This is a genomic window from Escherichia sp. E1V33 (genome assembly GCF_004211955.1).
GTDB lineage: Bacteria > Pseudomonadota > Gammaproteobacteria > Enterobacterales > Enterobacteriaceae > Escherichia.
On the sequence record NZ_RHJI01000005.1, the window covers coordinates 212,198 to 226,850 of the forward strand.

Consider the following 14,653-nt stretch of genomic DNA (forward strand, 5'->3'; position numbering starts at 1 on the left):
ACGCCGACATTGTGTCGACGTTTTGATAAAGAAAGTTTTGTCTATTTATCGCCCGATGTTCATTCAGGCGGGTTGGCTAATTCGCGCCAGTTGCTCGAAGTAATCCGGGAAGGTTTTGGCCGTACATTTTGGATCAAGAATCGTCACCGGTGTATCTGACAACGCCACCAGCGAAAAACACATCGCCATCCGGTGATCGTTATAAGTCGCAATCTCGGCGAATTTCAATTTTTCAGGCGGAGTGATACGAATAAAATCATGTCCTTCTTCTACTTTCGCACCGACTTTACGCAACTCTGTCGCCATCGCGAACAGACGATCCGTTTCTTTTACGCGCCAGTTATAAATATTGCGCAGCGTGGTGGTTCCTTTCGCAAAAAGCGCAGTCGTAGCAATGGTCATCGCTGCATCCGGAATATGGTTCATATCCATATCAATGGCGTTCAGTTCGCCACGCGTGCAGGCAATATAATCATCGCCCCAGCTAATGGTCGCCCCCATTTTTTCCAGCACATCAGCAAAGCGAATATCACCCTGCATACTGTTGCGTCCAATACCGGTCACTTTTACCGTGCCGCCTTTGATTGCTGCTGCTGCCAGGAAGTAAGAAGCCGAAGATGCATCGCCTTCGACCAAATAAGTACCCGGAGACTGATAAGACTGCCCGCCTTTTACGACAAATTGTTGATAGTGCTGATTTTCAATTTCAACACCAAACGTCTTCATCAAATTGAGTGTGATGTCGATATAAGGTTTAGAAACCAGGTCGCCTTTAATACGAATAAACGTATCTTCCGGCGCCAGCGGCGCAGTCATCAATAGTGCGGTGAGGAACTGGCTGGAAACGGAGCCATCAACGTCAACGTTGCCGCCAGTAAAGCCACCCTGTAAACGCAATGGCGGATAATTTTCTTGTTCCAGGTAAGTGATCTTCGCCCCGCCCAGGCGCAGCGCATCCACCAGATGACCAATCGGGCGCTCTTTCATACGCGGTTCACCGGTCAGCACAATATCATTGCTACCCAGACAAAGAGCTGCCGCCAGAGGACGCATTGCCGTTCCGGCGTTACCAAGAAACAACTCCAGGGCACTTTCTGCGTGTAATGGACCGCCGTTACCGATAATTTCGCAACGCGTACGATCGGCTGAGAGCGTATAGCTTACCCCTAACGCCGTTAATGCATTCAGCATATGGCGCACGTCATCGCTATCCAGCAGATTGGTTAATACTGTTTTGCCGTGTGCTAATGCCGCCAGCAATAAAGCGCGGTTAGAAACGCTCTTGGAACCGGGCAGATTAATAGTGCCATCGACACGGGCGATGGGTTGTAACGTCAGGGATTCCATGAACTCAACTCTCTACAACAGAAATAAAAACCCCACAGTCTGGCTGTGGGGATTATGCAAAATTTCGGCATTAGCCATGACGACGTTCGAACTCAACCATGAAGTCTGTCAGCGCCTTAACGCCTTCCAGCGGCATGGCGTTATAAATAGAAGCGCGCATTCCGCCGACTACACGGTGGCCTTTCAGCGCATGTAAGCCCGCAGCGAAAGACTCTTCGAGGAACAATTTATCAAGCGTGCTGTCCGCCAACTGGAACGGCACGTTCATCCGCGAACGGTTTGCTTTCGCCACGTCATTGCGATAGAAGTCGCTGTTATCAATCACCCCATACAGCAGTTCTGCTTTTTGCTGATTGATTTTATCCATTGAAGCCACACCGCCGTTCGCTTTCAGCCATTTGAAAACCAGACCAGATAAGTACCAGGCAAATGTCGGCGGCGTGTTGAACATGGAGTCGTTATCATTGAGGATGGAGTAATCCAGAATCGATGGGCAGGCGATATTCGCTTTACCCAGCAAGTCTTCGCGAACAATAACGATCGTCAGGCCAGCCGGACCGATATTTTTCTGCGCGCCAGCGTAAATCACACCATAACGGCTGACATCAATTGGACGAGAAAGAATTGTTGAAGAGAAGTCGGCAGCGACCACCACGTCTTTACCGAAGTCTGGTGTTTCATCGATAGCGATACCATCGATGGTTTCGTTCGGGCAGTAATGCATATAAGCAGCATTATCAGAGAGTTGCCATTCACTCATTGGCTTAACTGCGCGAAGACCATCAACGGTCACTTTCGCATCAAACACATTTGGTGTGCAGTATTTTTTCGCTTCTTTGATAGCACTTGCTGCCCAGTAACCCGCATCAACATAATCTGCAGTGGTTTTATCACCAAGAATATTCAGCGGTACAGCAGCAAACTGACCGCGACCACCGCCATGGCAGAACAATACTTTGTAGTTGGAGGGGACGTTAAGAAGATCGCGAAAATCCTTCTCGGCTTCCTCTGCAACCTGAATGAACTCTTTGCCACGGTGGCTCACTTCCATCACCGACGTACCAAGACCGTTCCAGTCGCGCAGTTCCTGTTGAGCCTGTTTGAGCACCTCTGCCGGTAGCATTGCCGGACCAGAACTAAAATTGAAGATTTGAGCCATTTCCCCTCACCACGTTGCGTTGCTATTAACCCGCGGTCAATCGATTGCGACCACAGGCAATACATTATTCCTGTGGCTATCGGTTTTATCATTCAGTGACACGCATCGCAATGAGTAAAACCGTTGAGGGCAAAAATGTGGCTTGCATCACACAAAAGAATCTCTCGGATTATTTGCAAAAAAACGATGTTTTTGCTGTCAGGTTACCCGTTTTGCCCGACTTGCCTTCGTCCATTCTGGATTTGCACAGCGCGGACATAATTGTTTTTCACCCGCGTTCATATGAATGATTTCACTGCAACGGATGCAGGCATAGTCCGCCGACTCCGGCACCACTTTAAAACGCTGGGTACAGTCACTGGGTAAAATAAGCAAGCCCGGTTTTACTTTGTCATTTTCAAAGAAATAGACGCTGATTTGGCCATTGGTTTCGAGAATAGCCAGACGCACCTGCCCCAGTTGTTCCACGCCACGCAACCGTAGTTCCATAAAGAACTCAAATTCCGTCATGTTGGAGTTATTGAGTTTCGACCAGGCCAGCTCGCCATCTTCGATAATGACAACCGGTTTACCTTCCAGTAAATCTTCCAGTTTTTCACTGTGCGCCATCAGCCACATCACCAGGCGGTATAACAACGCCAGGGTAATAAAGACGATAAGCACCGGGACCATCGGCACATCGTCATAAAACGCCACATCCCCCGCCGCCGACCCCAGCGTCAGAATGATTAATACTTCAAATAGCGACATTTGCCGCACACCGCGTCTCCCCGTCATTTTGAGGAACAAAAAGACCAACACAAAGGTATAGAGACTGCGGAGGGCAACTTCGCCAAGGAAATCAAAAGGCACTTTATCGAATGCCATACGGTGGAGATCGAACGCCTTCATTTTTATGCTCTTATCGTAGTTTATCCGCTAAAAGCATAGCTAACAGTTCATCGGCGTGGCGGCGGTGATAGCACCTTTGAGATAAAACCCGTATTATTGCGCGCTTTCCGTACGACTAAAGTGATTTTCATGACGCAAACATTTATCCCCGGCAAAGATGCCGCTCTGGAAGATTCCATCGCTCGCTTCCAGCAAAAACTCTCCGACCTCGGTTTTCAGATTGAAGAGGCCTCCTGGCTGAATCCGGTGCCTAACGTCTGGTCGGTACATATTCGCGACAAAGAGTGCGCCCTTTGTTTTACCAACGGTAAAGGCGCAACCAAAAAAGCAGCGCTGGCTTCTGCACTCGGTGAATATTTCGAGCGTCTGTCTACCAACTACTTTTTTGCCGACTTCTGGCTGGGCGAAACCATCGCCAACGGTCCGTTCGTTCATTATCCCAACGAAAAATGGTTCCCGCTGACCGAAAATGACGACGTGCCAGAAGGCCTGCTCGATGACCGTCTGCGCGCGTTTTACGATCCGGAAAATGAACTGACCGGCAGCATGCTAATTGATCTGCAATCCGGTAACGAAGATCGCGGAATTTGCGGCCTCCCGTTTACTCGCCAGTCCGACAATCAGACCGTTTATATTCCGATGAATATCATTGGTAACCTGTACGTCTCCAACGGTATGTCCGCAGGTAATACCCGCAACGAAGCGCGCGTTCAGGGATTGTCTGAAGTTTTCGAACGCTACGTTAAAAACCGCATTATTGCTGAAAGCATCAGCCTGCCAGAGATCCCGGCAGACGTGCTGGCGCGTTATCCGGCTGTTGTTGAAGCGAATGAAACGCTGGAAGCGGAAGGTTTCCCGATTTTCGCTTATGACGGTTCGCTTGGCGGTCAGTATCCGGTTATCTGCGTGGTACTGTTCAACCCAGCTAACGGCACCTGTTTTGCCTCTTTCGGCGCGCATCCTGATTTTGGCGTTGCACTGGAACGTACCGTAACCGAACTGCTTCAGGGGCGTGGTCTGAAGGACCTGGATGTATTTACTCCGCCAACCTTTGATGATGAAGAAGTGGCTGAACATACTAACCTCGAAACGCACTTTATCGACTCCAGCGGTTTGATCTCCTGGGACCTGTTCAAACAGGATGCCGATTATCCGTTTGTGGACTGGAACTTCTCCGGCACCACAGAAGAGGAGTTCGCCACGTTGATGGCTATCTTCAAAAAGGAAGATAAAGAAGTTTATATTGCCGATTACGAGCATCTGGGTGTCTACGCTTGCCGAATTATCGTACCAGGTATGTCCGATATTTATCCGGCTGAAGATTTATGGCTGGCAAATAACGGTATGGGCAGCCATTTACGGGAAACAATTCTGTCACTGCCCGGGAGTGAGTGGGAAAAAGAAGATTATCTGAACCTCATTGAACAACTGGATGAAGAAGGTTTTGATGACTTTACCCGCGTACGTGAACTGCTGGGGCTGGCGACCGGGCCAGATAATGGCTGGTATACCCTGCGTATCGGTGAACTGAAAGCCATGCTGGCGCTGGCTGGCGGCGATATGGAACAGGCTCTGGTCTGGACCGAATGGACGATGGAATTTAATTCATCGGTGTTCAGCCCTGAACGCGCCAACTATTATCGCTGCCTGCAAACTTTATTGCTGCTTGCTCAGGAAGAAGATCGTCAACCGCTACAATATCTGAATGCATTTATTCGTATGTACGGTGCAGATGCGGTTGAGGCTGCCAGCGCAGCAATGAGTGGCGAAGCCGCGTTTTATGGCCTGCAGCCAGTGGATAGCGATCTACACGCGTTTGCCGCGCATCAGTCGCTGTTGAAAGCCTACGAAAAACTGCAGCGCGCCAAAGCAGCATTCTGGACAAAATAAAATCAAATAGCCTACGCAATGTAGGCTTAATGATTAGTCTGAGTTATATTACGGGGCGTTTTTTTAATGCCCCGCTTTACATATATTTGCATTAATAAAATAATTGTAATTATAAGGTTAAATATCGGTAATTTATATTTAATAAATATGATCGATATTGTTACTTTGTGTGCCTGATGCCCCCTTTTAATTAACTGTTTTAGCGGAGGATGCGGAAAAAATTCAACTCATTTGTTAATTTTTAAAATTTATTTTTATTTGGATAATCAAATATTTACTCCGTATTTGCATAAAAACCATGCGAGTTACGGGCCTATAAGCCAGGCGAGATATGATCTATATCAAATTCTCTTCTATAATGCTTTGTTAGTATCTCGTCGCCGACTTAATAAAGAGAGAGTTAGTGTGAAAGCTGACAACCCTTTTGATCTTTTACTTCCTGCAGCAATGGCCAAAGTGGCCGAAGAGGCAGGTGTCTATAAAGCAACGAAACATCCGCTTAAGACTTTCTATCTGGCGATTACCGCCGGTGTTTTCATCTCAATCGCATTCGTCTTCTATATCACAGCAACCACTGGCACAGGCACAATGCCCTTCGGCATGGCAAAACTGGTTGGCGGCATTTGCTTCTCTCTGGGGCTGATTCTTTGTGTTGTCTGCGGTGCCGATCTCTTTACTTCCACTGTACTGATCGTTGTTGCCAAGGCGAGCGGGCGTATCACTTGGGGTCAGTTGGCGAAAAACTGGCTAAATGTCTATTTTGGCAACCTGGTCGGCGCGCTGCTGTTTGTACTTTTAATGTGGCTTTCTGGCGAATATATGACCGCGAATGGTCAATGGGGGCTGAACGTCCTACAAACCGCCGACCACAAAGTGCACCATACTTTTATTGAGGCCGTCTGCCTCGGTATCCTGGCAAACCTGATGGTATGTCTGGCGGTATGGATGAGCTATTCTGGCCGCAGCCTGATGGACAAAGCGTTTATCATGGTGCTGCCGGTCGCGATGTTTGTTGCCAGCGGTTTTGAGCACAGTATCGCAAACATGTTTATGATCCCTATGGGTATTGTAATCCGCGACTTCGCATCTCCGGAATTTTGGACCGCAGTCGGTTCTGCACCGGAAAATTTTTCTCACCTGACCGTGATGAATTTCATCACTGATAACCTGATTCCGGTTACGATCGGCAACATTATCGGTGGTGGTTTGTTGGTTGGGTTGACATACTGGGTCATTTACCTGCGTGAAAACGACCACCATTAATGGTTGTCGAAGTACGCAGTAAATAAAAAATCCACTTAAGAAGGTAGGTGTTACATGTCCGAGCTTAATGAAAAGTTAGCCACAGCCTGGGAAGGTTTTACCAAAGGTGACTGGCAGAATGAAGTAAACGTCCGTGACTTCATTCAGAAAAACTACACTCCGTACGAGGGTGACGAGTCCTTCCTGGCTGGCGCTACTGAAGCGACCACCACCCTGTGGGACAAAGTAATGGAAGGCGTTAAACTGGAAAACCGCACTCACGCGCCAGTTGACTTTGACACCGCTGTTGCTTCCACCATCACCTCTCATGACGCTGGCTACATCAACAAGCAGCTTGAGAAAATCGTTGGTCTGCAGACTGAAGCTCCGCTGAAACGTGCTCTTATCCCGTTCGGTGGTATCAAAATGATCGAAGGTTCCTGCAAAGCGTACAACCGCGAACTGGATCCGATGATCAAAAAAATCTTCACTGAATACCGTAAAACTCACAACCAGGGCGTGTTCGACGTTTACACTCCGGACATCCTGCGTTGCCGTAAATCTGGTGTTCTGACCGGTCTGCCAGATGCATATGGCCGTGGTCGTATCATCGGTGACTACCGTCGCGTTGCGCTGTACGGTATCGACTACCTGATGAAAGACAAACTTGCACAGTTCACCTCTCTGCAGGCTGATCTGGAAAACGGCGTAAACCTGGAACAGACTATCCGTCTGCGCGAAGAAATCGCTGAACAGCACCGCGCTCTGGGTCAGATGAAAGAAATGGCTGCTAAATACGGCTACGACATCTCTGGTCCGGCTACCAACGCTCAGGAAGCTATCCAGTGGACTTACTTCGGCTACCTGGCTGCTGTTAAGTCTCAGAACGGTGCTGCAATGTCCTTCGGTCGTACCTCCACCTTCCTGGACGTATACATCGAACGTGACCTGAAAGCTGGCAAGATCACCGAACAAGAAGCGCAGGAAATGGTTGACCACCTGGTCATGAAACTGCGTATGGTTCGCTTCCTGCGTACTCCTGAGTACGATGAACTGTTCTCTGGCGACCCGATCTGGGCAACCGAATCTATCGGTGGTATGGGCCTCGACGGTCGTACCCTGGTTACCAAAAACAGCTTCCGTTTCCTGAACACCCTGTACACCATGGGGCCGTCTCCGGAACCGAACATGACCATTCTGTGGTCTGAAAAACTGCCGCTGAACTTCAAGAAATTCGCCGCTAAAGTGTCCATCGACACCTCTTCTCTGCAGTATGAGAACGATGACCTGATGCGTCCGGACTTCAACAACGATGACTACGCTATCGCTTGCTGCGTAAGCCCGATGATCGTTGGTAAACAAATGCAGTTCTTCGGTGCGCGTGCAAACCTGGCTAAAACCATGCTGTACGCAATCAACGGCGGCGTTGATGAAAAACTGAAAATGCAGGTTGGTCCGAAGTCTGAACCGATCAAAGGCGATCTCCTGAACTACGATGAAGTGATGGAGCGCATGGATCACTTCATGGACTGGCTGGCTAAACAGTACATCACTGCACTGAACATCATCCACTACATGCACGACAAGTACAGCTACGAAGCCTCTCTGATGGCGCTGCACGACCGTGACGTTATCCGCACCATGGCGTGTGGTATCGCTGGTCTGTCCGTTGCTGCTGACTCCCTGTCTGCTATCAAATATGCGAAAGTTAAACCGATTCGTGACGAAGACGGTCTGGCTATCGACTTCGAAATCGAAGGCGAATACCCGCAGTTTGGTAACAACGATCCGCGTGTAGATGACCTGGCTGTTGACCTGGTAGAACGTTTCATGAAGAAAATTCAGAAACTGCACACCTACCGTGACGCTATCCCGACTCAGTCTGTTCTGACCATCACTTCTAACGTTGTGTATGGTAAGAAAACCGGTAACACCCCAGACGGTCGTCGTGCTGGCGCGCCGTTCGGACCGGGTGCTAACCCGATGCACGGTCGTGACCAGAAAGGTGCAGTAGCGTCTCTGACTTCCGTTGCTAAACTGCCGTTTGCTTACGCTAAAGATGGTATCTCCTACACCTTCTCTATCGTTCCGAACGCACTGGGTAAAGACGACGAAGTTCGTAAGACCAACCTGGCAGGTCTGATGGATGGTTACTTCCACCACGAAGCGTCCATCGAAGGTGGTCAGCACCTGAACGTTAACGTGATGAACCGTGAAATGCTGCTCGACGCGATGGAAAACCCGGAAAAATATCCGCAGCTGACCATCCGTGTATCTGGCTACGCAGTACGTTTCAACTCGCTGACTAAAGAACAGCAGCAGGACGTTATTACTCGTACCTTCACTCAATCTATGTAATTAGATTTGACTGAAATCGTACAGTAAAAAGCGTACAATAAAGGCTCCACGAAAGTGGGGCCTTTTTTAGCAAGAGAGCCTTTTTTGTCAGCTATCTATACTTTAAGGTAACTGCCAAAACAGACTCGACGTAGCCTTCGAGCTGCGCACCAACACGGCCTCAGATGGGCCACATCTGGAGAAACACCGCAATGTCAGTTATTGGTCGCATTCACTCCTTTGAATCCTGTGGAACCGTAGACGGCCCGGGTATTCGCTTTATCACCTTTTTCCAGGGCTGCCTGATGCGCTGCCTGTATTGCCATAACCGCGACACCTGGGACACGCATGGCGGCAAAGAAGTTACCGTTGAAGATTTAATGAAAGAGGTGGTGACCTATCGCCACTTTATGAACGCTTCCGGCGGTGGCGTTACCGCATCGGGCGGCGAGGCTATCCTGCAAGCCGAGTTCGTTCGCGACTGGTTCCGCGCCTGCAAAAAAGAAGGCATTCATACTTGTCTCGATACCAACGGTTTTGTTCGTCGTTACGATCCTGTAATTGATGAATTGCTGGAAGTAACCGATCTGGTAATGCTCGATCTCAAACAGATGAACGACGAGATCCACCAGAATCTGGTCGGCGTTTCCAACCATCGTACGCTGGAGTTCGCTAAATATCTGGCGAACAAAAATGTTAAAGTCTGGATCCGTTATGTCGTTGTACCTGGCTGGTCTGACGATGATGATTCTGCTCATCGTCTGGGTGAATTTACCCGCGATATGGGCAATGTTGAGAAGATCGAGCTTCTCCCCTACCACGAGCTGGGCAAACACAAATGGGTGGCAATGGGTGAAGAGTACAAACTCGATGGTGTCAAACCGCCGAAGAAAGAGACGATGGAGCGCGTGAAAGGTATTCTTGAGCAGTATGGCCATAAGGTGATGTTCTGATTTCCCCCGTTAAGCGGCAACTCAATAAAGTTGCCGCTTTGTTATTCCGCGCTTCATTCTGCATGAGTTAATTCAGCACATCGTTTTAACGCATCTTATAGTGCATCAACCTATTACCCAAACCACCAATACACGGCCTGCGGGCTTTTCTCGATTATGTAAAAACAGGCCAGCTCTGTACGAGTCTGCAGAACTAACCACAATGATTAGTTCGTATTCGCTTTACGTGCCAACAGCGGAAATATCAACCCCAGCCCCACCAGCACAAATGGCGTGGCTATATTCAGCGCTAACTGGAAGGTCCACTCTGCAGTGAAGGCTTCCATTTTCGGGAAGATCCCAGTCAAACAGGCAAAAGCAGTAAAGGCAAAACACCAAATCCCAACAGTCATCGCCAGAGACTTATTACGAATAAAGACATATTCCGGCTTATATTTCTGCGCCAGGCGAACTACTGCAATAAATGCCACGAACACCCACAAATAACGCAGTGGCATCACGACTGAGTTCAGATTGAGCAGCCATTTGTAGAGATTATTCATATCACCAATACCCAGCGTTGGCAGCATAATCAGAATCGCCACCAGAACCAGGGTCAGCAGATAACCATTAACCGGTGTACCTGAATCATTGGTACGACACAGTTTGGCAGGAATATATTTACTATCCGCATCACCTAATAACACTTTCAAAGGAGCATCGATGGAGAACACCAGGGCGGCGACTTGTCCCAGGGTATTTGCAATGGCGTAAATCACCATTAGGGTATTACCCATGTTGTAATACTCGCCCAGCTTCTGAAAAGCGTAATACTGACCGTTAGTCATTAAGTCATCCGGGATATTACGCGAGTCAAACATCATCCCCATTGCGAGTGAGCCCAGAATGGCACAAATCGCAACCATCACCGCCAGGCATAGCATCCCTTTTGGAAATTCTTTTCCTGGGTTGCGCGTTTGATTAACGTAGGGAGAAATTTTCTCTGCACCGCCAACCGCGAAAACCAGCATTGAAATAGTGGTAATGTAGGTAAAATCGATATGGGGAATGAACGTTTCCCAGGTAATGTTCGTGGTCGCAATATGCACCTCAGTAATCGCAGGCGCGGTTACTGCCATCGCCACATACAGGAGCGACATGATAAACATCGCAATCCCGGCCACAGAACCGACGATTTTCAGCGATTTCATACCGCGTGAAGCAACCCACATAAAGAAGACAAACAGCACCAGCGTTAACCCCTGTAACGCTACGACTGAATATTCTTTGATTAACGAACCGTCGCCTTTCATCGCCCAGCCGAGCGCAATCAGAATAGCCTGTGGTTTTTGTGCCAGATAGGGTATATGCACCACCCAATAGGTCCACGCGGCGAGATAAGCCAGTCCGGGGCCCATTGTATGTTTAATCCATGTACTGACTCCGCCTTTCCCATCTTTAAAGGTCGACCCCAACTGACCGACAATCAACGCATATGGTGTAAAATAGAGCGCAAATATAAACAGCCATGAAAAAACAACGACCAACCCCTGGTTGGCATAGTTATTAACAACGTTGCCAAAGCCCCAGACGGTAATAAAAGACATCAGTGCAATGTTGTACCAGCGCAACTGTTTTTCCTGAACGTTCCCAGCCATAGATCGATCCTTCGTCATTTTTTAATAGATATCTGTAAAACGAGGGATTATGCGCGGCTAACAAGAAGTACGAAAATGGCGCAATGCAAAATTATAACCTGCTGCACAATTTATTTTTCCATAAATGAAATTTGGTAAAAGCAAGTTATATAGAGGAAACAAAAAAACAGAGTGCGATACAGCATGTTCACACTCTGGACTAATTCATTTACACATGAGCGACAGGTTTGGGGGTATGACCGGCGTTACGCAGCAGCATCAACAAGTAGATAAATGACACACTGGCAATCATAATAAATAACAGTTTATCGGAAAAATTCTGCATTAGTATGGCGGTAAAAGACGGACCAAGCAGGCTACCGACCGTATAACTCAACAGTAAAGCCTGATTCATCGCCACTAGTTGATGATGTTCAACCTTCTCACAAGCCCAGGCCATCGCTACTGGATACAGCGTAAACCCCGCAGCACCGAGAATAAACAATGAAGGCGCCATCGCCGCCTGGCTTAACATTGCAATACTACCAAGAATGACAACAAAAACCTGAACTCGCAGTACCAGTAAGCGACCAAATTTATCCGCCAGACGCCCAATAGGCCACTGCCCAAGGATTCCTGCGCTGACCAGTACAGCCATCCAGAAACCGATACTGGCGTTATTGATCCCCTGATGGTTAAGATACAATGGCATCAGACCATACAGAGAACCAAGGACAATCCCGGAGATAATACAGCCATTGACCCCAAGCCGGGCCTGGCGGAGTTTAAGCATTGATGTAATCGGCGTAGCCGGATGTTTTTCCGTTTGCTGATTCAGAATACGAGTAAACAACAACGGTAAGATACCTGCCAGTATCAGCCCCGTTGCCCACGGTAACACGGTCATCAGCTCAGTCGACACTTTGCTGACCAGTAACTGGCCTAAAAACGTCCCCACGTAATAAACCATCATATACGCAGCAAGCAGCCGTCCACGGTTGCGGGACGTCCCACTGCACATCAGCGCGCTTTCAACCACAACCCAAATCATGGCGCAACCAACGCCTGCCACGAAACGCCAGGCAAGCCAGCTCCAGAAGCCAATCATAAGGCCAAGCCCGGCACATCCAGCAGCAAAAATAAACGAAGCCAGGTAGTAGCTACGATTAAACCCAAATCGTTTAATGACATACCCTGTTAGCAAGGTACCAACCAGGTTACCAGTAAAATATGACGAGCTAACAACGCCGACTTGCCATGTGGGCAAGTGTTCCTGAGCGAGCCATAGAGGCACGAGCGTATTCAGCACCGCGATCGCCAAAGTCAACAAAAGCAGGCCAGACAGCAAGAGCATGACAGGCCGGGTATACGTGGACATGAATTAAAACCGTGAGGAATTTCAAATTTCATGCGCATCATGCCACCAACCAAAACATTGTCAATGGGGGAAAATGCATCATAGCGCAGCGGCTCTATTATCGATTTATATTATTCATTCATAACACTAATAAAGAAGAAATAATTAATATCATCTGCTTGTTTTTATTGATCTAATACAATCTTCATGTGTTTATTTCAGTCGAAATTTTTCATGGTCATAGCAAATCTGGATTTCCCATCTACGCTTTCAAGGCAACGCATCGCGCCTGAACACTTTCAGGCGTGCTACAGAGTCTCAAAAGGAGAAGAGAATGACCAAACCGTATGTTCGTCTCGATAAAAATGATGCTGCTGTTTTGTTAGTTGATCACCAGGCCGGTTTGCTTTCCCTTGTGCGGGATATTGACCCCGACAAATTCAAAAATAACGTGCTGGCGCTGGGTGACTTAGCAAAATATTTCAATCTCCCCACCATTCTCACCACCAGTTTTGAAACCGGCCCTAACGGCCCATTAGTCCCTGAGCTGAAAGCACAGTTTCCAGACGCACCTTATATTGCGCGTCCTGGAAATATTAACGCCTGGGATAACGAAGATTTTGTCAAAGCAGTTAAAGCGACAGGGAAAAAACAACTGATTATTGCAGGGGTGGTAACTGAGGTTTGCGTAGCATTCCCGGCACTTTCAGCTATTGAGGAAGGGTTTGATGTCTTTGTGGTAACCGACGCTTCTGGAACCTTTAACGAGATTACCCGGCATTCAGCGTGGGATCGTATGTCACAAGCAGGCGCTCAATTGATGACATGGTTCGGTGTGGCTTGTGAGCTGCACCGCGACTGGCGTAACGATATTGAGGGACTGGCGACGTTGTTCTCTAACCACATTCCTGATTATCGTAATTTGATGACCAGTTATGACACGTTAACGAAACAGAAATAAAAGATAACCGGGGCCGAAACCCCGGTTATTACACCTTAACTGGCAACGGCCATGCCAACGGTCATATGCAAACCGTAGAATACCCCGCGGCCGATTAACTCCCCTGCGAGAAGCAGGATGAATGATACGGAAAGCAGAGGCACCGCAGGCTGAAAGCCTTTCACCTGCGGTGCAATCCACAAGCACAGTGCCACGGCCACAAGCACAATCCGCCAGGACATCAGAGCACCATAGTCAGGCACCAGTGAGGCAGCCTGTTGCACTGAACTATGAATGGTCGCCAGTTCTGCGCCCTGCATTACTGACATCACGCCACTCACCACCAGTGCCAACACGGAAATTGCAGGCAGCAGACGCATCGCCCATCCGTCGACGCCAGCCAGACTCAGCAACAGGTAACCCAGTAACGGGCCGCCCATAAACATGGTCAGGAAGAAGCCCATCGGCGTCCAGATGCTGTACCAGGTCGGTACGGTATCGATGCTGTTATAGACGCGCACCATCATCCAGACAAAGACCACGCCGAGAACCATTGTCACCACCAGCCAAAGTGTACGTAATGCCGGTGACAATTTTTTCAGCATCGCCAACAACCAACCGATTCCGCCTACGGCAAAAAAGATCGAACCGCTGGCGATTTCGTTACTCAATGCTGAAGCCCCCACCCGGTTAAGCGAGTTAAAGGCGCGCATTGGTGAGCCAAGATGGAGCATAGAGGCGATAAACCCAATACCCATCAGAACCCATAAGCCAAACATGCAGGCGATAACGCGCTGCTGGGCTTCTGCTCGCAGGTCAGCTTTGAGCAGCGCCAAAGCCAGAACGATAAAACCGCCCGCCACACATTGCCCAAAGACCGTGAAGATCATCAGCGGCCATTCATGCCATCCACTTCCCATC

The 14,653-nt window shown here is 48.6% G+C and carries 11 protein-coding genes; 5 read left to right on the forward strand and 6 right to left on the reverse strand.

The window, feature by feature from the left end; genetic code table 11:
- Positions 1-63 precede the first annotated feature (63 nt).
- The 3 genes from aroA to D9742_RS05580 all read right to left on the reverse strand — a co-directional run bounded on the left by aroA (position 64) and on the right by D9742_RS05580 (position 3,397).
- Positions 64-1,347, reverse strand: coding sequence for a 3-phosphoshikimate 1-carboxyvinyltransferase (aroA, locus tag D9742_RS05570; protein ID WP_130236251.1), 1,284 nt, complete (start codon positions 1,345-1,347; stop codon positions 64-66).
- A gap of 70 nt (positions 1,348-1,417) precedes the next feature.
- Complete coding sequence (serC, locus tag D9742_RS05575; protein ID WP_130236252.1) at positions 1,418-2,506, reverse strand: 3-phosphoserine/phosphohydroxythreonine transaminase; 1,089 nt, start codon at positions 2,504-2,506, stop codon at positions 1,418-1,420.
- 198 nt (positions 2,507-2,704) lie between these two features.
- Positions 2,705-3,397, reverse strand: a complete 693-nt coding sequence (locus D9742_RS05580; RefSeq protein WP_130236253.1) for a DUF421 domain-containing protein — start codon at positions 3,395-3,397, stop codon at positions 2,705-2,707.
- Between the two features lie 129 nt (positions 3,398-3,526).
- On the opposite strand from D9742_RS05580, the gene ycaO reads away from it, so the two are divergent.
- The 4 genes from ycaO to pflA all read left to right on the forward strand — a co-directional run bounded on the left by ycaO (position 3,527) and on the right by pflA (position 9,819).
- Positions 3,527-5,287, forward strand: a complete 1,761-nt coding sequence (ycaO, locus tag D9742_RS05585) for a 30S ribosomal protein S12 methylthiotransferase accessory factor YcaO (protein ID WP_130236254.1) — start codon at positions 3,527-3,529, stop codon at positions 5,285-5,287.
- Between the two features lie 405 nt (positions 5,288-5,692).
- The gene (gene focA / locus D9742_RS05590) at positions 5,693-6,550 is read left to right on the forward strand and encodes a formate transporter FocA (protein WP_000642546.1); all 858 of its coding nucleotides are present in this window, start codon (positions 5,693-5,695) and stop codon (positions 6,548-6,550) included.
- Positions 6,551-6,604: 54 nt separating this feature from the next.
- Positions 6,605-8,887 carry a formate C-acetyltransferase gene (gene pflB, locus D9742_RS05595; RefSeq protein WP_001292820.1) on the forward strand — a complete coding sequence of 761 codons (2,283 nt, stop codon included), beginning with the start codon at positions 6,605-6,607 and terminating at the stop codon, positions 8,885-8,887.
- A 191-nt stretch (positions 8,888-9,078) separates the two neighbouring features.
- Positions 9,079-9,819, forward strand: coding sequence for a pyruvate formate lyase 1-activating protein (gene pflA, locus D9742_RS05600; protein ID WP_000111043.1), 741 nt, complete (start codon positions 9,079-9,081; stop codon positions 9,817-9,819).
- A 206-nt stretch (positions 9,820-10,025) separates the two neighbouring features.
- On the opposite strand, the gene D9742_RS05605 is transcribed toward pflA, so the two are convergent.
- Positions 10,026-11,456, reverse strand: a complete 1,431-nt coding sequence (locus D9742_RS05605) for an amino acid permease (RefSeq protein ID WP_130236255.1) — start codon at positions 11,454-11,456, stop codon at positions 10,026-10,028.
- A 208-nt stretch (positions 11,457-11,664) separates the two neighbouring features.
- A complete protein-coding gene (locus D9742_RS05610) occupies positions 11,665-12,813 on the reverse strand; it encodes an MFS transporter (RefSeq protein WP_130236256.1) in 1,149 nt (382 codons plus the stop codon).
- Between the two features lie 313 nt (positions 12,814-13,126).
- Between D9742_RS05610 and ycaC the strand changes: the two genes are divergently transcribed.
- Complete coding sequence (gene ycaC, locus D9742_RS05615) at positions 13,127-13,753, forward strand: isochorismate family cysteine hydrolase YcaC (protein WP_012133028.1); 627 nt, start codon at positions 13,127-13,129, stop codon at positions 13,751-13,753.
- A gap of 35 nt (positions 13,754-13,788) precedes the next feature.
- Here the strand turns inward: ycaC and dmsC are convergent, their stop codons facing one another.
- Complete coding sequence (gene dmsC, locus D9742_RS05620; RefSeq protein WP_130236257.1) at positions 13,789-14,652, reverse strand: dimethyl sulfoxide reductase anchor subunit DmsC; 864 nt, start codon at positions 14,650-14,652, stop codon at positions 13,789-13,791.
- Between the last annotated feature and the right edge of the window lies 1 nt (position 14,653).